Source organism: Inhella inkyongensis (genome assembly GCF_005952805.1).
Lineage (GTDB): Bacteria > Pseudomonadota > Gammaproteobacteria > Burkholderiales > Burkholderiaceae_C > Inhella > Inhella inkyongensis.
This window is the reverse complement of record NZ_CP040709.1, coordinates 1,063,434-1,082,368: the sequence shown is the minus strand read 5'-3', so window position 1 is coordinate 1,082,368 and position 18,935 is coordinate 1,063,434. Positions and strand designations below refer to the sequence as shown.

Here is an 18,935-nt window from a genome sequence, read left to right as displayed (position 1 = left end):
CAATGCCCCTGATCCGTCGCCTTGCCCCTCTGGTCCCACTGGCTGCCGCTCTGGCCCTGGCACTACCCGCCGCCGCGCAGACCCAGGCCCCCAGCTCGGACATGGACGCGCCGCTGTTCTACCAACTGCTGATGGGCGAGCTGCAGTTGCAGGCCGGTGAACCTGCGGTGGCCTTTCAGCTGCTGCTAGACGCCGCACGCCGCACGGCCGATGAAGCCCTGTTCCGGCGCGCTGCCGGCGTGGCGCTGCAGGCCCGCGACGGCCAAAGCGCTCTGCAAGCCTTGAAGGCCTGGCGCGCTGCCCACCCGCGCTCAATGGAAGCCATTCAGACCCAGTTGCAACTCCAGGGCGCCTTGGGCCGCGGCGAGGAGATGCCGGCGGGCATCCTGGATTGGCTGCAAGGCAGCACCGACGCCCCCTCTCGCATGCAGCAGTTGCAAGCCCTGCCCCGTCTGCTGCGCCAGGGCAATGCGATGGACAGCTTCGAGCCCGGCCTGGCACGCGAACGTGACAACGCCGCCAACCCGGCCGAACGTCGTGCGCTGGCGGCCTGCACCATCGCCCAACTGGCCCTGCTGGATCGCAACGGCGTTCTGGCCCTGAATCAATTGCGCCAGGCCCGCCAGTTGGACCCCCAGCAGGCGCTGCCGCATTGGCTGGCCCTGGACCTGTTGCGCCTGAACCCGGCCGCGGAAGACCTGCTGCTGCCGACGCCCGACCCGGCCTATCAGCTCGCCCATGCCCGTACCCTGGCACGCGACCAGCGCAGCGCCGAGGCCCTGGCGTTGTTCCAGCAACTGCAGAAGAGCCAGCCTGAGGAGCCCGCGCACTCGATGGCCATCGGCGCCCTGCTGCTGGACTTGCGCCGCCCGGCCGAAGCCGAAACCGCCCTGCGCCAGCACCTGAGCCAATTGGCGCAACAGCCAGCAGGCCCGGCGCGCGAATCGACCCATGCCGGCGCCCACCTGCTGTTGGCCCAGGCACTGGAGCAACAAAAGAACTTCAGCGGCGCCCAGGCCGCCCTGGATGCCGTGCAGGACGAACAGCGCGCCTTTGAGCTGGCCTACCGCCGCGCAGCCTTGCTGGCCCGCCAAGGGCAGCTAGAGCCCGCCCGCGCCATGGTGCGCGCGCTGCCCGGCGAGGGCCAGGACATCGCGCGCCGCCGCCTGCTGGCCGAGGCTCAAATCCTGCGCGACGCCGGCCAGTGGGCCAACTCGCACCAGATACTGCAACAAGCCCTGGCCGCCGAGCCCGACAACACCGATCTGCTCTATGAATCGGCCATGAGCGCCGAACGCCTCAAGCAGCACGATCAGATGGAGCAGTTGCTGCGCCGCGTGATAGAGCTCGACCCCCGCCACCACCATGCCCGCAATGCCCTGGGCTACTCGCTGGCGGACCGCAATCTGCGCCTGCCGGAGGCGCGCGAATTGCTGGAGGCTGCCATCGAACTCGGCGGCCACGAGCCGGCCCTGGTGGACAGCCTGGGCTGGCTGGCCTTTCGCGAGGGCCAGCTCGAAGAAGCCGAGCAACTGCTGCGACGCGCCCACCGCGCTCGGCCCGAAGTCGAGATCGGCGCCCACTTGGCCGAGGTGCTGTGGGCCCGCGGCCAGCAGGACGAGGCCCGCGCCCTGCTACAGCAGGCGGCAAGCCAAGACGCCGACAACGAGGTGCTGCGCGACACCCGCCGCCGCCTGGGCCTGAAGTGAGGCGCCTCGCCCTTTGGGCACTTGCCCTGCTGATGGCCGGCTGTGCCAGCCCGCCCCCGGCCCCGTCCAGCGGCTGGGCCGGCAAGCTCGGCTATCAGGTGGAGGCCAGCGCAGAGCGCCGCGCCCAGGCTGGCTCGGCCCTTTTCGAACTGCAAGGCGGCCCGGAGCGTGGGCAGATCCAACTCAACAGCCCGCTGGGCACCGCCCTGGCCCATGCGGCCTGGGGCACAGACGGCGTCTGGCTGGATGACGGCCAGGGCCGCCGCCGCTTTGCACACTTGGACGAGTTGGCCCAGGCACTCGGCGATGCCCTCCAGGGCCCGGCCCTGCCGCTGACCGCTCTGTTCGATTGGCTCGAAGGCCGCCCCCAGGCCGAGCACCCGCACCAAGCCGGCCCAGACGGCTTTGAGCAACTGGGCTGGAAGGTCCAGCGCCAAGAACAGACACTGACCCTGAGTCGTCCCGCCCAAGGCGGCCAGGGCGCCATTCGATTGCGCATCCTGCTCACCCCTGCCCCATGAAGGCTCTGTACGACCTGCCGGCCCCGGCCAAACTCAATCTCTTCCTGCATGTGGTGGGAAAGCGAGCCGACGGCTACCACCTGCTCGAATCCCTGTTCGTGCCCATTGATTGGGCCGACACCCTGCACCTGGAAGTACGTAGCGATGGCCAGCTGCAGCGCCACGATCTCAGCCCGCAAGCCGGAGAACTGCCCGCCGACGATCTGTGCCTGCGCGCCGCCCGCGCCCTGCAGAGTGCCAGCGGCTGCACGCTGGGCGCGGACATCCATCTACTCAAAACCCTGCCCTCGGGCGCCGGCATGGGCGGCGGCTCCTCAGATGCCGCCACGGTGCTGATCGGTTTGAACCGGCTGTGGGGTTTGAACTGGCGCCGTCCGCAGCTGATGGCGCTGGGGCTGAGCCTGGGAGCCGACATCCCTTTCTTTCTGGGCCGCGGCCCGGCTTTCGTTGAAGGCATTGGCGAGATCCTGACCCCGGTGACCCTGCCCAGCCTGCGTCTGGCGGTCATCAAACCGCCCCAGAGCCTGCCGACCAAAGCAATTTTTTCAAGTCCGCTCTTGCAGACCTCAAAAACCCAGGCTATAGTCGCGGGCTTCGCAGCAAGCACTTGGCGGCAAGCAAAAAACGATCTGGAGATGAGCGCGAGCGCTCAGTGTCCAGAAGTTGAGCAAGCTATCAAGAAGCTCAGCAGCCGATTCGGCGTCAGCCGGATGACAGGCTCGGGCAGCGCGGTGTTTGCGGAGATTGGCAGTGAGGATCGACCCATGGCGACCAAGCTCGAAGACTTCGGCATCGAAGTACCAGAGCAGTGGGTTGGTAGGATCTGTCGCAGTCTGGAAGCCCTGCCCCTGGCAGATTGGCTGGAAGACTGAAGGTTTCAAGGGTCTCGGCGTCAGTCGAGGTCCTGTGTAGGGGAGTCGCCAAGTTGGTTAAGGCATCGGATTTTGATTCCGACATGCGAGGGTTCGAGTCCTTCCTCCCCTGCCAAATTTTTCTGACCTAGCGATCAAGCTGCCACAAACAGCCGCCGTAACCGCTGCCGCATAAGGAACGCCCCGTGCTCAACAACACCGTGCTGTTCACCGGCAACGCCAATCCGGCGCTGTCGCAGGAAATCGCCACCCATCTCGGCGCCGAACTCGGCCGCGCGGCCATCGGTCGCTTCTCCGATGGAGAGGTGTCGGTCGAAATTCAGCAAAACGTCCGTGCCCGCGATGTCTTCGTCATTCAGCCCACCTGCGCGCCGACGAACGACAACCTGATGGAATTGATGGTGATGACCGATGCGTTGAAGCGCGCCAGCGCGCGCCGCATCACCGCCGTCATCCCCTACTTCGGCTACGCCCGCCAGGACCGTCGCCCGCGCTCCACCCGCGTGCCCATCACCGCCAAGGTGGTGGCCAATCTGCTGGAAACCGTGGGCATCGAGCGCGTGCTGACCATGGATCTGCACGCTGACCAGATCCAGGGCTTTTTCGACATCCCGGTCGACAACATCTACGCCAGCCCGGTGCTGCTCTCCGATCTGAAGAGCAAGAACTATCCGGACCTGGTGGTGGTGAGCCCCGACGTGGGCGGCGTGGTGCGCGCTCGCGCGCTGGCCAAGCAGCTGGGTTGTGACCTGGCCATCATCGACAAGCGCCGCGCGGCCGCCAATGTGTCCGAAGTGATGCATGTGATCGGCGAGATCGAGGGCCGCAACTGCGTGATCATGGACGACATGATCGACACCGCCGGCACCCTGGTGAAGGCCGCGGAAGTGCTGAAGGATCGTGGCGCCAAGCGTGTGTACGCCTACTGCACCCACCCCATCCTGAGCGGCCCGGCGATCGAGCGCATCTCCAACTCGCATCTGGACGAGGCGGTGATCACCAACACCATTCCGCTGACGGCCGCGGCCAAGGCCTGCGGCAAGATCCGCCAGCTGTCGGTGGCCTTCCTGTTCGCCGAGACCATTCGTCGCATCAGCGACGGCGAGTCCGTCACCTCGCTGTTTAGCGAGCAGAACAACAACTTCTGAAGAATCCGACGCTGCAAGGCGTCATCCCTTGGGGCCGCTCTCAGCGGCCCTTTTTGCAAAACGGGGCCTTGGTCGCGAGGCACCGACTCACTGGAGTGAACCATGAAATTCGTCGCTTTTGAGCGCAAGCTGCAAGGCACTGGTGCGAGCCGCCGCCTGCGTATCTCGGGCAAGGTCCCCGGCATCGTCTTCGGCGCCGGCGAGCCCACCATGATCGAACTGGATCACAACGCGCTGTACTTCGCGTTGAAAAAGGAAGCCTTCCACAGCTCCATCCTCGACATGGAACTGAACGGCCAAGACTCCAAGGTGCTGCTGCGCGCTGTGCAGTACCACCCCTTCAAGCCGCAAGTCCTGCACGTGGACTTCCAGCGCGTGGACAACACCACCAAGATCACCAAGAAGGTGCCCCTGCACTTCATCGGTGAAGCCGAGTCGGTGGCCGTCAAGACCGACAAGTGCACGGTCAGCCACATCGTCACCGAACTGGAAATCACCTGCGTCGCCGTGGAACTGCCCGAGTTCATCGAGGTGGACCTGAGCGGCCTGACCAAGGGTCACAGCGTGCACGTGAACGACATCAAGCTGCCCGCCGGCGTGAAGGTCGTGACCCACGGCAAGCCGAACCCGGTGATCGCCACCCCGGTCGAGCCCAAGGTCGAAGAGATCGTGGTTGCCGCCGCTCCGGCCGCTGCACCCGCCAAGGGCAAGGGCAAGGGCAAGAAGTAATTCTTCCCCCGCCGTTGCGCTCAAAGCCCCGCCTTAGCGGGGCTTTTTCATTTCCGCCCGCCTTGGCGGGGCTTTTTCATTGCAGCCCGCCTTGGCGCGGAGCTTTCAATTCAAGCCCGATTTGGCGAGCCTTTGTCGCTTCAGCCCTCCATCAGCTTCGCAATCTCTCGCACCGGCGCACTCCCAAAGCTGAGGAATTGCTCGTGGAAAGCCTTGAGCGCGAAGCCAGGGCGGGCTTGCAGGCGCTCTCGCAGCGCCCAAATTTCGCTATAGCCACTGAAGTAGCTGGTCAGCTGCACCGACGTGAGCTGCACGCGGCGCCACTTTTCACGCGCCTCGCGCTCGGTCTGGAAGGCCTGACGCTGCAACAGATCGAGGGCGCCCGCCTCGTCCAACCCCAGCACATGCACGCGGTAGTCCAACAGCGTGTTGGTGATGGTGCGCAGATGCCATTTGCCGTACATCAGCGCCATCTCAGGCGAGGCCTGATAGCCCGAGTCCATCATCATGCGCTCGGCATAAACAGCCCAGCCCTCGACCATCGCGCCATTGCCAAACAGGCTCTTGACCAAGGAGGGCGAACGGTTGGCATAGACCAACTGGGTGTAGTGCCCCGGAATGGCCTCGTGAATGTTGAGGATCTGCAGGATCCAGTGGTTGTACTCACGCAGGCTGCTCTGCGCCTCGGCCTCACTCAGGCCATCCAGGGGCGTGACGTTGTAATAGGTCGCACCCTGCGGCCGGTAGGGGCCCGGGGCTTCGATGCCGGCGCCGGCCACGCCGCGCTGATAGACCGGGGTCTCGCGCACCACCAGAGGTTTGTCGGCATCCAGGCTCAACAAGTCCTTCTGGCGGATCCAGGCCTCCAGCTCAGGGATCTGCGCGCGAATCGCGGGAACGAAGTCATCGCGCGCCACATGGCGGCTGCTGAGCCGGTCGATCACCGCGCCGATGCGGGCGAAACGATCCTCCGGCTGCGGCGCTGCGCCCATCCACTGCGGCCATTGGCCCCGGGCCAGTTCGTCCATCTGCGCCAGCACCGCTTCGCGCCGCTGCAGGGCCTGCTCATAGAGCGCATGGGCGCTGTGCGCCGATTGAATCTCATGGCCAAACTTGGCCTCGTACAGCTCGGCCCCGAGGCGGAAGCTGCGGAAGTTGCCGGCCTTCAACAAATTCTGCAGCTGGGCCTCGTAAGTTCGCAAAGCCTGATGGGCGCGCCCCAAGGCTGATGAGAGTCCGGCATGCTTTCCCTGGGCCCGCAGCTGCAGCTCATCGAAAACCGCGCGCACGCCGGGGGCCTGCTGCAAGGCCAATTCCGTGTGCTCGCGCGTCACCGTCCCCAGTGCGGCGGCCGCAGCGCGGTAATAGGCCGGCACCTGACGCAGGCGCGTCACGGCGTCGTCCACGCGCTTCGACCAAGGGGCGTAGTCGGTGTTCAGGATCAGGTCCAAGGCACCCGCCACGTTGTAGTCGGCGGGGTTCCAGCGGAACTCTTGCAGCACCTGCAGCTGCCAAATTTCGGCGGCCACCCGCGAGCGCAGCAGGGCCAGATCGGTGCGCTCGGCCGCTGCGAGATGGGCCGCATCCATGACGTCGAAACGCCGCTGCCACTGCTGCATGAAGCGCAGCCGGCGCTGGCGCCAGCCCGCATCGGGAGCGGGCAGGCGCGCGGCAAACTCGAAGCGACCGGCCCACAACGCCGCCGTGGGGTCCAGCCGCCACAGGCCTTCGATGAAGCGCTGGCTCAGAGCCATCAGGGGGGTTGTCGCAGGCCGGGTAAAGCCTGGGGCACTCAGGGGCAGGAGACTGGCGGCCAGCAGCAACTGGCGTCGGGAGGGTGTGGGCAGGTGCATCCCGCCAGCATACTGACCCAATCCAAGCTCAGTCCGGACTGACCGTCAGCCGCCGCGCGCGCTCCACATAGCTCGACGTGATGGCTGCGGCTGCATTCGGGCAGGGGCCAGCCGCGGCACTGCAGGCCACGACGCTCAGCTCGTAGACTTTTTTCTCGACCGCGAGCAGGGTCGCTGGGTCCTGGCCCTCCCGGAAAGGACCGTGCAAGCTGCAACTGACCGTGACCCAGACACCGTGGTCAGCCCGCAGGTCCAGATCCTGCGTCTTGCCACCAGCGCAACCGACCCAAGTGCCGCGCAGCAACTGATAAAGCCCCCAGTCGACGCCGGCGCGCATCGCAGCCTGCGCGCGCGCCGCCCTCACCTCTTGGGCGATGCCCTGCTGGGCCCCGCTGGACAAGCGCACCACGGCAGCCGCCAGCAACGCCAGCAGCACCAGCACCACCACGGCCGCCAGCGCGCCAAATCCGGACTGGGTGCGCGGCGTCATGGGATGTTGCTCACCATGCTAGAGAACTGCAGACCCACCCGTTCGTCTTGACGGCTCAACTCCAAGCGCAGATTCATCAGCCCATGCTCGGTCAGGGCGTTGGCGTCGTACCTGAAACTGCAGGCCGCCACCTTGGTGGCCAGCACCTCGCCGCCAGCGGCCGGGCAACTGCTGGGGTAGCTGCTGCTGAAGGGACTGACCCGCCGGTACAAGGTGCCGGTGCCCTCGCCATTGCTGAGCCCGGCGCCCACGCAGTTGTAGAAGACGGACTGCTCGCCACTGGCCACCACCAGAAAACGCCCGCCCGCATAGCCGAGCGGAAACTGCTGGGCATTGATGCTCAGGCGCAGCGTCCCGGTGGCCGGCACGCTGCTGCCCGTGATGGCACTGCGATTGCTGCCGGCGTAGACCTCGTCACCGTTCTGATTGCCCACGACCACGAAGTCGCCCACCGCAAAGCGGCCATTGAGCGGCCCGAACACATCGAAGGCCGAGGTCGAGGTGCTGGTATCCAGCACCGCGGCGCTGGCGTCATTGGGGTCCACATCCATGCGATAGCGCCCGCCGCCGATGCTGGGCACCAGCTCAAAGCATTGGTCGCTGGGCGTCCGGACCGAATTGGGCACCGACGCGCGCACATCGCGCTGCATGGCCTGCAGCGCCCCTTGCGCCGCGCCCTGCATTTCACTGCGCACGCGCTGGTCGACAAAGCTCTGCACAGCAGGCCGCACAAACACCGTCAAGCTGGCCGCCAGCACGCCGATGATCAAGATCACCAGGATCAGCTCCACCAGCGTGAAGCCACGATTCTGAGAAGCCGCCCTCATGGCCCGGCGTAGTCGGTGCGCCAACCGACCAGGCTGAGCGTGTCCGTGCCACGGCTGGCCGTGACCTCAACACGCAATGCGTTGTTGACACCCGAAAGGGTCTGGGCCGAGACCGCTACGGCCAGGTTGTAGCTCGACAGGCTGGCCACCGCGCCACCACCCACCTCACAGGGCGCCGCGCTGTAGCCGTTGTAGTCCCGCACATCATCAAAGTTGGCTCGACAAGTGCCGCCGGTGCCTGCGCCCACCTTGTAGGGCTTGCTCAACGCCTCTTCCAGAAGGCCTTCGGCCAAGGCCAGTAGCTGCCGATTCACCAACGGGTCGGCCGAGGCGCGTGCCGTCTGCTGAAAGGCCATCAGCACCCCTGCCAATCCGACACCCAGGATGACGATGGCCAGGATCATCTCAACGAGGGTGAAGCCACGCTGACGCTCACTCCACATGGCCACTCTGCCCGTAAACCAGCAAATCACTCATGCCGCTGGCCGAGATCACGAAATTACTGACCTGGGCGCCCGCAGCATCCTGACTGACGCGCCCATTGGGCTGGAAGTACAGGGTGGCGGCCGGCGTCGCCGTCACCGTGTTGCCCACCGCCTGCGCCACTTGAGCCAGGCCGTCCGGGCCGGTCAGTGGGTTGCCACAGGCGGTGGCATCGGGCGCCTGGGCCACCTCCAAGGCCAGCTCACCCGAGCTGCTCAGGCTGGCGCACACCAGGCGGCGGTGGCCAACGGCCGTGGCCGCCGCCAGGCGCAACCCGGCCGCCGCCTGCTCGCGCCAGGCATCGATGCGCAGCTCACCCAGGCCGCTAAGGCGCGGCAGCACGGCCACCGCCAACACGCCCACCAGCAGCAGCACCGCCACCAGCTCGATCAGCGTGAAGCCCCGGCGATCAATAAAGCTGGCGTTCATGGATGCGCTTCTGGCTTTCCGCATTGATCAGCCCAAAACTGGCGCGAGCACTCGGGTCGCTGGCCCAGGCGCTGGCGCAGCTGCCAAAGCGCGAGCGAAGCCAGGGCATCTTGGCGCCGGTCGTACTCGGGTGAACCGAAAGACAGGCGCTGTCAGCACTGGTTTCACCCAGATTGATCGCCACCGCCATCGAGCCCACGCTCTTTGGATTGGTGGCTCCCAGGGTCAAAGTGGCACGCCCAGCCACAAAACTCCCCAGACTCACAGAATTGGTCCAAACTGCCGTATCGCCCTTTCCGTTTACGCGACCCGAAAGCGCCACCGATGGTGCCGCGAGGACGGTGCAACTATCTGCCGTTGCCAGTACCCAACTCGAACCGCTCCAAGTTTCCAGGCGGAGCGGCAGGCCCAGCGAAGATCCAGCCGACCCGATGCGGCTCTCGATACGCATGCGCCCACTTTGAATCTGCAGGCTGGGTTCGGTGCCAGTGCCAGCGCTTGAGCTCACACCGCCGCTGATGTCCTCCGCAGCCCTCAGTGCCAAGGTCAAAGGACCGCTCTCCTTAGCGGAAAAGTCGTACTGCAAGGTCGTCGCCAAGGGACGGCTGGCAGTGGCCACTCCGGCCACAAAACGACTCGCCGCCCAGGTGCTGGGGCTGAAGCTGCCCAAGCCCGAAGCACTGACCTCAGAGAAGCGAATCGCCTGCGCGAAGTTGGGCGAGGTGTTACTGCTGCCGTCGTAGTTCTGGGTGGCTGCGTTTTGCGCATTGCGTGCCGTGACGGTCACGGTCTGCAATGGTTGCCCGGCATAGCTGTAGGCGCCGCATGCGGGAGTAACCTGCACTCGGAAGTGGTGCGGACGGAAAGGACCGATGGCGCCCGCCGCTGTGTTGCCGCTGGGGTTGCCCCCCGCGCCAAGATAGCTGCCACTGGTCAATTGGGCTGTAAGTGCCAAGGTACCGACTTCGCTCCAGGCCAAGCCTGTGGGGTTGGCCACTCCCGCACTGAAGCTGCCGACCGTTCCAGAGAAAGCGCCGTTCACCGCCCCCGTACCCGTCGGACTGATGCGGGTGTGGCTAAGGCTCACCCCCTCGGCTGTCAGTTCTTGACCAAAGTTAGGCACGACGGCGCCGCTGGCATTGCGCGCGCTGATGCGCAGGCCGAATCCGACACCCGCTGTCAGACTGCCCGCCGGCAGGTTGCTGAATTCGAAATCCTGAGGCGCCACCACCGCCTCGGTGCTGCCGCTCATCACCAACCCGGCATCGGCACCGCTACCGGTGTAACTGGCGCTCAGCCCGATTCGGCCCACATCGGCATAGCGCAAGCTCGTGCTGGCCTGCCCGGACGCATTGAACGCCAAGCTGCGGCTGACGCTGCCGCAACTGGCGCTGCTGGCGCCGGCCACACGGCTGGCCGCCCCACCCAGGGTCACCGGCAGGGTTCCCGTGCCGGGATTCACATAGCTGCAGCCCAGCGTCACCGTCTTACTGGTATTGACGAAAGCGGGTGTGCAGGAGGGGCTGTTGTCGCTCTGTTTGACCGCGGCCACAGTGAGTGTCTGAGCGGTGTCCGACACATGATGGGGCGCCGAAAGCAAAAAGCCCGCCGCACTGGCGCTGAACACACAACTGGTACTACCGCCCAGCAAACAAGTGGCAGCCGACGTGGCGCTCGGGGAACTGCTGGCCACTGACAGGGTGCTGCTGCCCACCACCGGCAATTGGCCTTGCAGGGTCACGCTGCTGCTGCCGGCGGCGATGCTGAAGCTGGCGCCCGTTGGCCACAGCCAAGCTCCATTGCTGCTGGCCAGACTGCCAGAGACGCCCCCGGTGTAATAGGTTGTGCAGGCCGCATCGGCACAGGCGCGCACCGTGAAGGTGGCCGGGGCGCAGGTCACTCCCGTGTTGCTGCTGGCTTCAATTTGCAGGTGATGAGGGCCGGTGGGCGCAGTGTCGTAGCAGATTTCAGTGGCCACTTGGTCGATATAGGCGGTTTCGGGACCGCCACCACTTTTGTCGGCTGCGATTACCGCACCGAATCCCGAATGATTGATATCAGCAACAGTGAGGCTGACGCCCCATGCCGACGGCGGGCCGTAATAGACGATCCATCCATCGGAAGTCGGCCAGTAGAAATTCGACGCGCCATTGGACCCACTGGTCTGAATCACACCTGCCTTGGCCAAGCGAATTTCGCCATCGAAGATGGTGTTGCTATCGGAAGCTGAGCGCTCCACCCATACCTTAACTTCCGTGAGGGTCGCCCCAGCCGGAATGGCATGCCCAAAGTTCTGGCACACCAAATAGTGCGAATCGTTGGTCCCGGGCAGCGTGACATCCGCCCAAGAGTTGTTGCTGGAAACGGCTCGACTGGCGTTGTTCCAAGCGCGGTTTCCACGGCCGGACTGACTGGCACAACTGCCCGCCGCCTTGAACACGCACACGTTGGCCGCCCACGCGCCTGTATTTGGCAGGAGGGAAGTCAGCACTCCCAACAACCAACATTGGCGCGCCAGCCCAGTCAAGCATCTAGCCGCGTCGTACACCTTCACAATCGACCGCCCCGTTGTCGACGAGGCTGGCTAGAACTCAGTTGCCAGCTGTGACGGCGGCAAACCCCACCGCGCTGGCACTTCCATCACTCGGTGCGACGGAGCACTGGAAATCGTTGCCATTTCCCGCGGCAGGTGCCGCACCAGAGGCCGCAACCGTGTAACCACTCGGCACACCGCCCTGAAGAACATCGCCGGTGCTCGCACACGAAGAAACCGTGCGGCACTTCTTGGCATTGGCGCCCGCCGTGCTGTGGTTCGTGACCGAGCAGCCCGCGTAATTGACTGTCATGGCCGAGCCGGCTGCGCCGGCGACCCCTTGGACCGCGGCATTGCGTGCGTCAGAGCCCAAGTCAACAAACTTCGGCAACGCCGTCGCCGCCAGGATGCCCAGGATCACGATCACCACGATCAGCTCAATGATGGTGAAGCCGGACTGCAGATTCGATTTGCGCATGGTTCTCTCCAGTAAAAAAGCTAGCAACGATCCAACACATCTTCGACGACAGCGGCGCCGGACTTGAGGTCCCAGCGCAGCAGAAACTGGCATTCGGTCACACCTTGAAGGCTCAATAACAGGCCATGCGGCCCCTGGGCCTGCCATAGCCACTGGGTGCCAGGGCCCTGATGCTGCGTCAGTCCGGCCGCCGCCGCAATGGCCAGCAAACGACGGTCGCCCTCAAAGTCGGGTAATTCCCTGGCCTGCGGCCGCGCCTTGCCGTCGGCGCCCACGCGTTGAGCGCCCGCCAGCGCCTGGCGCAGACAGGCCCAATCTGCGGCATCGGGGCAACGCCACTGCAACAACATGGCATTGCTGCGTACGGCCTCCACGCCCAGGCGCAGTTGCACACGCCGGGCCTCGGTGATGACGTCTTGCAGGCGGGTCAGCAACACCGCCGCCAGCACAGCGATGATCACCATGAGTACCCCCCACTCCAGTTGCACCGCACCGCGCCGCTCCTTCATCGCTTGAAGGAGACCCGGCCCAGGTCCCAGATCGGCAGGAACACACCGAGCGCCAGGATCAGCACCAAGACGCCCAGGAATACGATCAAGATCGGTTCGATCTGCTGGCCAAGGGTCTTGAGTTCGTACTCGACATCGCTGCTGTAGAGGTCCGCCACCTCTTGCATCAGCTCGTCGACCGCGCCGGTCTCCTCGCCCACCGCAATCATTTGCAGCACCACGGGCGTGAACACTTCGGTCGCAACCGCCGCGCGCAGCAGGGACTCACCCCGCTCAATCGCGCCGCGCATGCCCTCGATCTTCTGGGCGATGTGCTGGTTCTCGGCCGTTTGCGCCACCACCGTCAGGGCTTGTTCCACGGGCACCCCGCTGCGCAGGGCCAGCGCCAGGCTGCGTGCAAAACGGGCCAACTGGGCCTTCAGCACGATCTGGCCCGCGATGGGCAGGCGCAGCTTGAAGCGGTCCCAGGCCAGGCGACCGGACTCCGTACCGATCCAACGCTTCAGCGCAAAGGTCCCTGCCCCCGCCGCCAGCACCAGTGCCCAGCCGTAGTCCAGCGTGAAGCGCGAGGTCGCCAGCAAAGCCCGTGTGGCCCAGGGCAACTCAGCCCCCAGCTTTGCGAATACGCCGGCGAAGGCCGGGATCACCATCACATTGATGACGCCAATGGCCGCCACCATGGCGGCCATGACGAAGAGGGGGTAGCGCAGGGCCGACTTGACCTGCTTGCCCATCAGCATCTCGAATTCTTGGTGGTGGAAGAGGCGCAAGAAGACCTCATCCAAGCGCCCGGTCATTTCACCCACGCGCACCATGGCGATGAAGAAGTGATCGAACACATGGCTTTGCTGCGCAAAGCAGCGGCTCAGTTCGATACCCGACTCCAGGCTCTGCCGCACCGCCGTCAAGGTTTCCTTCATGCGCTCGCTGGTAGCCGACTCGGTCAGCCCCGCCAGCGCACGCAAGATGGGCACACCCGAACGCAGCAGGGTGTGCAGCTGGCGCGTGAACATCAACATGTCCACCGGCTGGATGCCGCGGCGCAGCCAGGCCTGCAGGCGTTCCATCAGCGGCGGCCCGCTTGCGCCGCCCGCAGCGCCCTGGACCGAGAGCACCGTGATGCCCTGAACTCGCAACTGATCGGCCACTGCACCGGCGCTGGCCGCTTCCAGTTCGCCGCTCACACGGCCCTGGGCGCTGCGTCCGGTGTAAGCGAAGCGGGGCATTAGCAGGCTCCGCGCCGGGCCGCCCCAAACGGAGCGCGCCCCCTTGGGGGGGTGAGGTCGGCCGCCAAAAGCCCAATGGGCTGTTGGCGCCTACCGAACGGCTGGGCCCCCGGCCCAGCGCGGCCTGCAAGGTGGCGACCAGCGGGAGACTGGGGGCTCATGTTCAGTCCTCGTCCACAGCCGTGGAAACACGCAGCGCCTCTTCAAGCGTGGTGCGGCCGGCGCGCACGAGGCGCATGGCGTCGTGGCGCAGTGTGTTGCCTTTCATCTGCGCGCGGCCGGCACGCGCAAAGCCCTCGTTGTCGCCGCGGTTGAGCAGATTGATCAACTCCGGGTCCATCTCCACGAACTCGTACACCCCCGTGCGGCCGGAATAGCCGGTGTCGCTGCAGTGCACGCAGCCACGGCCCTTCTTGAGGGTGGCGCCCTCCAGGCTCTCGCCGTTGGAATCGAACCAGGCGCGCTCCTGAGGTGTTGGTGCATGGGGTTCGGCACAGTGCGTGCACAGGGTTCGCAACAGCCGCTGCGCCAGCACCAGGTGCAGCGACAGCGCCACCATATAGCGCGGCACCCCCATGTCCAGCAGGCGGATGGGCGTGGAGACGGCGTCGTTGGTGTGCAGGGTGGAGAGCACCAGGTGGCCAGTCATGGCGGCGCGCAGGCCCACCTCGGCCGTCACCTGGTCGCGCATCTCGCCCACCAGCACGACGTCGGGGTCCTGACGCAAGGCGGCGCGCAGCACGCGCTCGAAGCTCAGATCGATCTTCTCGTGCACCTGCACCTGATTCAGGCCCGGCAGGCGGTACTCGACCGGGTCTTCCACCGTGATGATCTTGCGCTCGGCGCTATTGAGCGCATTAAGCGCCGCGTAGAGCGTGGTGGTCTTGCCGCTACCTGTCGGACCGGTCACCAGGAACATGCCGCTGGGCCGCGCAATGGCGCGCTCAATCGCCGCCGCCACATGGGGCGGCAAGCCCAAGCCCTCCAGGCGCAGCAAGCCGGTGCTTTGGTTCAGCAGACGCATCACCACCGATTCGCCGTGCTGGGTCGGCATGGTGGAAATGCGCACATCCACGCTGGAGGCTCGCAGCTTCACATGGAAACGGCCATCCTGCGGCAGGCGGCGCTCGCTGATGTCCAGCCCGCTCATGAGCTTGAGGCGCAGCGCCACAGCGCTGGAAATCTTGGCGTCGGCCTCGGTCTGGATCTGCAGCACGCCGTCGATGCGAAAGCGGATGCGCAGGCTTTTCTCTTGCGGCTCGATGTGAATGTCACTGGCGCGCTTGCGCAGGGCTTCCTCAAACACCGACTGCAACAGGCGCACCACCGGGGCGTCCTCGGCGCCGGCCGAGCCCAGCCCCAGCAGCTCGCCGAGCTCGTCCTCCACCGCGCCCATCTCGGTGGTCAGCTCCTTGGCCAGGCCTGCAATGTCCTCGCCCAGGGTGTAGCTGCGGTCGATCAAGGCCAGCAACTGGCTCTCGGCCACGGCCACCAACTGCACATCCTTTTTGACGATGCGCGCAATCTCGTCAAAGGCCGCGATATCGGTGGGGTCGGCCATAGCCACGCGCGCGCCCAGGGCGTCACTTTCCAACACCATGGCGCGCATGCGGCGCGCCTGGCCTTCGGGCAGGGCGCGCACGGCCTCGGGGCGCACCACGGTGTCGGCCAGATCCTGGAACGGCACGCGCAACTGACGCGCCACGGTCTTGGCGATCTGGGCCTCAGTGACCCAGCCGTTGTCCACAAAAATGCGGCCCAGCTTGCGCCCGGTGGCCTTCTGCAGGGCCAAGGCTTCCTGCAGCTGAGCCGACTGGATCAGCCCCTCCTGCGCAAGCAGGTCACCCAGGCGAATGCGCTGCGGCGCCGGTGAGTTCATGGCTGCTTGCGTTCCGGCGTCGGCGGCTCAGGCAACTTGGGCGCGCTCAGCTCGGCCGGCCAGCGTCCATCGGCCGGGATGACTGTGGGCTTGATCAGGATCACGAGCTCGCGTTTGCGATTGACCTTGCTCTTCTGCCCAAACAAATTACCCACCACCGGCAGGCCGGAAAGCCCTGGCAGGCCGCTGCGGTCGTCGCGCAGTTCCTGGGTCATCAGGCCGCCAATGGCCACGATCTGGCCATCGCCCACACGCACGATGGAATCGGTTTCGTTGATGGACGCTGTAGCCAGCGGCAGGCGGAAATTGCCCAAGGTGCCCAGATTGAGAATCTTCTCGCGCTCGGTCACCAAGCTGATGGACGGGTGCACATGCAGCATCACCTGCCCATTGGGGTCGATCTGCGGCGTCACATCCAGCACGATGCCGGAGAAGAAGGGCGTGAGCTGCAGAGTCGGCACATTGCTATTGCTGGTGCTGCCGTTGGTGTTGGTGGTGCTGCTGTTGTTGTTGCTGATGCCGGTCACATAGAGCTCGTCCGAGCCCACCTTCAAGAGCGCCTTCTGGTTGTTCAGCGTGGCGATGCGGGGACTGGACAGCACATGCACATCGCCCTGGCTCTCCAGGAAGTTCAACATGGCGGCAAAGTTGGTCGCCTGAAAGGCCAGGCCATAAAAGCCCCGACCCAAAGGATTCAGATCGATGGTCGAACCCGGCGTGACCACCACATTGCTGCCGTCCGTGAGGCTGCCCCCCGGGCGAATCAGACCGCCGGGCTGACCCACGCCGATGCTGAGCTGCCCGCCGCGCGCACCGTTCAGCACCTGGCCGAAGGCGCCCCAATTGATGCCGGTCTTGGCATCGTCGCTGAGGCTCACTTCCAGGATCTTGGCCTCCAGCATCACCTGGCGCTCGATGCTGACCTGGATGGCCTGCAGGTATTGCTCCACCTGCACCAGTTCGGGGCCGGGTGCGCGCACCACGATCACGCCAGCCGAAGGGTTGAGCACCAGCGAGCGCCCACCGCCCTGCCCCACCAGCAGGGTCAAGGATTCGCGCACTTCGCTCCAGAAGTTGGCGTCCGAGGTGGTGCGCACCTGGGCGGACTCGAAGCTGCGCAGCTGACTGCTGCCGGAACCACTGCTGCCGCTGTTGCCCGTCCCGGTGTTGTTCCCCGAGCCGCCAGAGCCCTGGTTGCTGCCGCCTACCGCCAACGCGCTGGTTGAGACCCGTGTGTCGCTCTCGCCCTGGCGCCGGCCGGGCAGGTAGTTGATGCGAAAGATGCGCGTCTGCACCGCGTTGGAATAGACGTAGACCTTGTCGCCCGCCAGCTTGTAGTCGTAGCCGTAGAGCTCCTTGATGGCATCGAGCGCCTCGATCACCGTGGTCTGGCGCAGATTCAGGCTGATCTTGCCGTTGACCTCGGGCCCCACCAACACCTGGTAGGGCGAGCCCTGGGCGATCTGCAAAAAGACCTGGGCCGCCGGTGCATCCACCAAGGCGATGTCGAAGCGATCCAACTGCGGCAGCACACTGGGATTGGCGCTGCGCGGCTCCCCCAGGCTGCGGGAGTTGGGGCCAGCGGCCTGCAGGCCCTGGGCGCAAGCCAAGGCGACCAGGCACAACGAAAAGACCCAAGGCTTCATGGGCGGACCTCTTTGCGGGGCGTGCTGGCCGGAGCGGGCAGCAACAGGATGCGGTGAATTCGGGCCTGCTCGTCGCGCAACACCACGGCATCCGTTTCGATGCGCAGCAGCACATAGGCGCCCAAGCGCTCGCCGGGTTGGCGCAACTGGCCGTCGATGAGCGCACTGGGGCGCGGCCCCAGGCGCAGGCTTTGCAGCACCGGCCGAGCGGGCGGCGCCAAAGGGGCCCAGTCACCGGAACCCGACGGGCCCGCCACCGCGCCGGCCGGACCAGCCAGCCGGGCCGGCGGTTGGGTCGGGTCGGGCAAGGCGCAGGCTGCCGTCGCCCCGCTCAGCACGGCCCAGCTCAGCAGAAGTCGCGGCAGCCTCATAGCGTCAGCCAGGCCGCCTGCGGGCTCAGGGTCTCGATCTGCAGGGTCATTTCGATCTCGGGGTGCTGGCGCACCACAAAAGCCATGCTGCGCACGCGCATGCGTGACTCAGCCTGGGCCAGCTCCTGCACGTAGCGGTGCAGGGCAGCGTAAGAACCCACCAGCACCACCTCCACGGCATGGCGATAGAGCGGCGGTTGCGCCGAGGCCGCCGGGCTGGCGGCGGGCAAGGCACTGAGTGCGCGCAGGCTCAGTGCACTGCCCTGGCGTTGCACCAACTCCTCCAGCACGGCCAGCATGCGCGGCCCTTCCAGGGCGGCCGGCTGGCCCTGCAAGGCCTGCAGGCGTTGCTGCAAAGCTTGGATCTCGGCCGCACGCTGCTGCTGGGCCACCAGCTGCTCGCGCTCGGTCTGGTCCTTGAGCTGGCGCGTCTGCGCCAAGGCTTGCTCGGCCTGGGCGAGCCGGCCTTGCGCTGCCTTGTAGGCCTTGAGGGCAGGGGCCAGCCAGAGCGCGTCGCCCAAGGCCAGCAACAGGGCCAGCCCTGCGCCCAACATCAACCACCGTTCGCGCTTGGGGCGCCGATCGAAGGCAGCCCCCAGGGCCCGCAATCGCTGCAGCTCAGTGGGCTTCTTCATTGCGTTCCCGCCAGGCTGGGGCTGCTGTGCAGCTGAAAGTGAGCCGGACCCGGCACAGCCGCGTCCACCGAATCGGGCGCGGGGCGCAGCTGCACCCGCAAGAAGGACTGGCCACGCAATGCCGGCTGGGCCTCCAAGCGGCGCAGATAAAGCGGCAGGCGCTTGGGCTCCATCAGGCGCCCCTCCAGCGACAGCTGAGCATCCCTGGCCTGCCACTGCATCTGCGTGAGCCAGATTTCATCGCCGCTGGCCTGGGCCAGCGCTTCCAGCACCTGCTGCCCGGCCGGCGCGGCGGGCAAGGTGCGCATCTGGATCTCCCACTGTTGCGCTTGGGCCAGCTGCTGCCGCAATTGCTCCAAGGTCTGCATCTGGGCGCCATCTGGCGTGGCCTGCAGCGCGGCACTCAGCGTGCGCAGCTCAGCCTCGCGGGTCGCCGCTTGCTGTTCCGTGCTGCGCGCGGCCTGCCGCAGTGCCAGACTGGCGCCCCACAGCAACAGGGCCATCAGGACCAAAAGGATCAGTGCCGTGCTGGCGCGCAACCAACGCTGCTCGGGGCGCAGGCTGGGGTCAAAGAGATTGAGTTGCTGGGCCATGCGC

The 18,935-nt window shown here is 66.0% G+C and carries 19 protein-coding genes and 1 tRNA gene; 6 read left to right on the top strand and 14 right to left on the bottom strand.

Features of this window, described 5'->3' with window-relative positions; genetic code table 11:
* The first annotated feature begins 2 nt into the window (after positions 1 to 2).
* From FF090_RS05335 to FF090_RS05310, 6 genes are all read left to right on the top strand, one after another.
* A complete protein-coding gene (locus FF090_RS05335; protein WP_138855743.1) occupies positions 3 to 1,709 on the top strand; it encodes a tetratricopeptide repeat protein in 1,707 nt (568 codons plus the stop codon).
* Positions 1,706 to 2,230, top strand: a complete 525-nt coding sequence (locus FF090_RS05330) for a lipoprotein insertase outer membrane protein LolB (RefSeq protein ID WP_138855742.1) — start codon at positions 1,706 to 1,708, stop codon at positions 2,228 to 2,230. Before FF090_RS05335 ends, FF090_RS05330 begins: the two co-directional genes overlap by 4 nt.
* The gene (gene ispE, locus FF090_RS05325; RefSeq protein WP_138855741.1) at positions 2,227 to 3,102 is read left to right on the top strand and encodes a 4-(cytidine 5'-diphospho)-2-C-methyl-D-erythritol kinase; all 876 of its coding nucleotides are present in this window, start codon (positions 2,227 to 2,229) and stop codon (positions 3,100 to 3,102) included. Before FF090_RS05330 ends, ispE begins: the two co-directional genes overlap by 4 nt.
* A gap of 38 nt (positions 3,103 to 3,140) precedes the next feature.
* Positions 3,141 to 3,217 (top strand) — tRNA-Gln (locus tag FF090_RS05320).
* Positions 3,218 to 3,287: 70 nt separating this feature from the next.
* Positions 3,288 to 4,250, top strand: a complete 963-nt coding sequence (locus tag FF090_RS05315; RefSeq protein ID WP_138855740.1) for a ribose-phosphate pyrophosphokinase — start codon at positions 3,288 to 3,290, stop codon at positions 4,248 to 4,250.
* Between the two features lie 102 nt (positions 4,251 to 4,352).
* The gene (locus FF090_RS05310) at positions 4,353 to 4,979 is read left to right on the top strand and encodes a 50S ribosomal protein L25/general stress protein Ctc (protein WP_138855739.1); all 627 of its coding nucleotides are present in this window, start codon (positions 4,353 to 4,355) and stop codon (positions 4,977 to 4,979) included.
* A gap of 140 nt (positions 4,980 to 5,119) precedes the next feature.
* Here FF090_RS05310 and FF090_RS05305 read toward each other — a convergent pair whose 3' ends face one another.
* The 14 genes from FF090_RS05305 to FF090_RS05240 form a co-directional block, all read right to left on the bottom strand.
* Positions 5,120 to 6,733, bottom strand: a complete 1,614-nt coding sequence (locus tag FF090_RS05305; protein ID WP_217503024.1) for a DUF885 domain-containing protein — start codon at positions 6,731 to 6,733, stop codon at positions 5,120 to 5,122.
* A gap of 127 nt (positions 6,734 to 6,860) precedes the next feature.
* A complete protein-coding gene (locus tag FF090_RS05300) occupies positions 6,861 to 7,322 on the bottom strand; it encodes an MSHA biogenesis protein MshP (RefSeq protein ID WP_138855737.1) in 462 nt (153 codons plus the stop codon).
* On the bottom strand, positions 7,319 to 8,149 hold the full coding sequence (locus FF090_RS05295; RefSeq protein WP_138855736.1) for a type II secretion system protein: 831 nt from the start codon (positions 8,147 to 8,149) through the stop codon (positions 7,319 to 7,321). Before FF090_RS05295 ends, FF090_RS05300 begins: the two co-directional genes overlap by 4 nt.
* Positions 8,146 to 8,592: a type II secretion system protein gene (locus FF090_RS05290; protein WP_138855735.1), complete on the bottom strand. Its 447-nt coding sequence runs from the start codon at positions 8,590 to 8,592 to the stop codon at positions 8,146 to 8,148. The genes FF090_RS05295 and FF090_RS05290 overlap by 4 nt, the downstream gene beginning before the upstream one ends.
* Complete coding sequence (locus FF090_RS05285) at positions 8,582 to 9,061, bottom strand: prepilin-type N-terminal cleavage/methylation domain-containing protein (protein ID WP_217503023.1); 480 nt, start codon at positions 9,059 to 9,061, stop codon at positions 8,582 to 8,584. Before FF090_RS05285 ends, FF090_RS05290 begins: the two co-directional genes overlap by 11 nt.
* On the bottom strand, positions 9,042 to 11,615 hold the full coding sequence (locus FF090_RS05280; protein ID WP_175423534.1) for a DUF6701 domain-containing protein: 2,574 nt from the start codon (positions 11,613 to 11,615) through the stop codon (positions 9,042 to 9,044). Before FF090_RS05280 ends, FF090_RS05285 begins: the two co-directional genes overlap by 20 nt.
* 37 nt (positions 11,616 to 11,652) lie before the next feature.
* Positions 11,653 to 12,072: a prepilin-type N-terminal cleavage/methylation domain-containing protein gene (locus FF090_RS19740; protein ID WP_138855733.1), complete on the bottom strand. Its 420-nt coding sequence runs from the start codon at positions 12,070 to 12,072 to the stop codon at positions 11,653 to 11,655.
* A 20-nt stretch (positions 12,073 to 12,092) separates the two neighbouring features.
* The gene (locus FF090_RS05270; RefSeq protein WP_138855732.1) at positions 12,093 to 12,536 is read right to left on the bottom strand and encodes a hypothetical protein; all 444 of its coding nucleotides are present in this window, start codon (positions 12,534 to 12,536) and stop codon (positions 12,093 to 12,095) included.
* A gap of 41 nt (positions 12,537 to 12,577) precedes the next feature.
* A complete protein-coding gene (locus FF090_RS05265) occupies positions 12,578 to 13,807 on the bottom strand; it encodes a type II secretion system F family protein (protein WP_138855731.1) in 1,230 nt (409 codons plus the stop codon).
* Between the two features lie 163 nt (positions 13,808 to 13,970).
* On the bottom strand, positions 13,971 to 15,686 hold the full coding sequence (locus tag FF090_RS05260; protein ID WP_138855730.1) for a GspE/PulE family protein: 1,716 nt from the start codon (positions 15,684 to 15,686) through the stop codon (positions 13,971 to 13,973).
* Complete coding sequence (gene mshL, locus FF090_RS05255; RefSeq protein ID WP_138855729.1) at positions 15,683 to 17,332, bottom strand: pilus (MSHA type) biogenesis protein MshL; 1,650 nt, start codon at positions 17,330 to 17,332, stop codon at positions 15,683 to 15,685. Before mshL ends, FF090_RS05260 begins: the two co-directional genes overlap by 4 nt.
* Entirely contained in the window at positions 17,329 to 17,703 is a 375-nt protein-coding gene (locus FF090_RS05250) for a hypothetical protein (protein WP_138855728.1), read from the bottom strand. The genes mshL and FF090_RS05250 overlap by 4 nt, the downstream gene beginning before the upstream one ends.
* A complete protein-coding gene (locus tag FF090_RS05245; protein ID WP_138855727.1) occupies positions 17,700 to 18,338 on the bottom strand; it encodes a hypothetical protein in 639 nt (212 codons plus the stop codon). The genes FF090_RS05250 and FF090_RS05245 overlap by 4 nt, the downstream gene beginning before the upstream one ends.
* On the bottom strand, positions 18,335 to 18,931 hold the full coding sequence (locus tag FF090_RS05240; protein ID WP_138855726.1) for a PilN domain-containing protein: 597 nt from the start codon (positions 18,929 to 18,931) through the stop codon (positions 18,335 to 18,337). The genes FF090_RS05245 and FF090_RS05240 overlap by 4 nt, the downstream gene beginning before the upstream one ends.
* Positions 18,932 to 18,935: the final 4 nt, after the last annotated feature.

Excerpts from the sequence above, each read along its gene's own strand:
- FF090_RS05250 (WP_138855728.1), bottom strand. The coding sequence starts at position 17,703 with ATGAGGCTGCCGCGACTTCTGCTGAGCTGGGCCGTGCTGAGCGGGGCG.
- FF090_RS05290 (WP_138855735.1), bottom strand. The coding sequence starts at position 8,592 with ATGTGGAGTGAGCGTCAGCGTGGCTTCACCCTCGTTGAGATGATCCTG.
- FF090_RS05335 (WP_138855743.1), top strand. The coding sequence starts at position 3 with ATGCCCCTGATCCGTCGCCTTGCCCCTCTGGTCCCACTGGCTGCCGCT.
- FF090_RS05305 (WP_217503024.1), bottom strand. The coding sequence starts at position 6,733 with ATGGCTCTGAGCCAGCGCTTCATCGAAGGCCTGTGGCGGCTGGACCCC.
- FF090_RS05310 (WP_138855739.1), top strand. The coding sequence starts at position 4,353 with ATGAAATTCGTCGCTTTTGAGCGCAAGCTGCAAGGCACTGGTGCGAGC.
- FF090_RS05245 (WP_138855727.1), bottom strand. The coding sequence starts at position 18,338 with ATGAAGAAGCCCACTGAGCTGCAGCGATTGCGGGCCCTGGGGGCTGCC.
- FF090_RS05265 (WP_138855731.1), bottom strand. The coding sequence starts at position 13,807 with ATGCCCCGCTTCGCTTACACCGGACGCAGCGCCCAGGGCCGTGTGAGC.
- FF090_RS05240 (WP_138855726.1), bottom strand. The coding sequence starts at position 18,931 with ATGGCCCAGCAACTCAATCTCTTTGACCCCAGCCTGCGCCCCGAGCAG.
- ispE (WP_138855741.1), top strand. The coding sequence starts at position 2,227 with ATGAAGGCTCTGTACGACCTGCCGGCCCCGGCCAAACTCAATCTCTTC.
- FF090_RS05285 (WP_217503023.1), bottom strand. The coding sequence starts at position 9,061 with ATGAACGCCAGCTTTATTGATCGCCGGGGCTTCACGCTGATCGAGCTG.
- FF090_RS05260 (WP_138855730.1), bottom strand. The coding sequence starts at position 15,686 with ATGAACTCACCGGCGCCGCAGCGCATTCGCCTGGGTGACCTGCTTGCG.
- FF090_RS19740 (WP_138855733.1), bottom strand. The coding sequence starts at position 12,072 with ATGCGCAAATCGAATCTGCAGTCCGGCTTCACCATCATTGAGCTGATC.
- mshL (WP_138855729.1), bottom strand. The coding sequence starts at position 17,332 with ATGAAGCCTTGGGTCTTTTCGTTGTGCCTGGTCGCCTTGGCTTGCGCC.
- FF090_RS05300 (WP_138855737.1), bottom strand. The coding sequence starts at position 7,322 with ATGACGCCGCGCACCCAGTCCGGATTTGGCGCGCTGGCGGCCGTGGTG.
- FF090_RS05295 (WP_138855736.1), bottom strand. The coding sequence starts at position 8,149 with ATGAGGGCGGCTTCTCAGAATCGTGGCTTCACGCTGGTGGAGCTGATC.
- FF090_RS05270 (WP_138855732.1), bottom strand. The coding sequence starts at position 12,536 with ATGGTGATCATCGCTGTGCTGGCGGCGGTGTTGCTGACCCGCCTGCAA.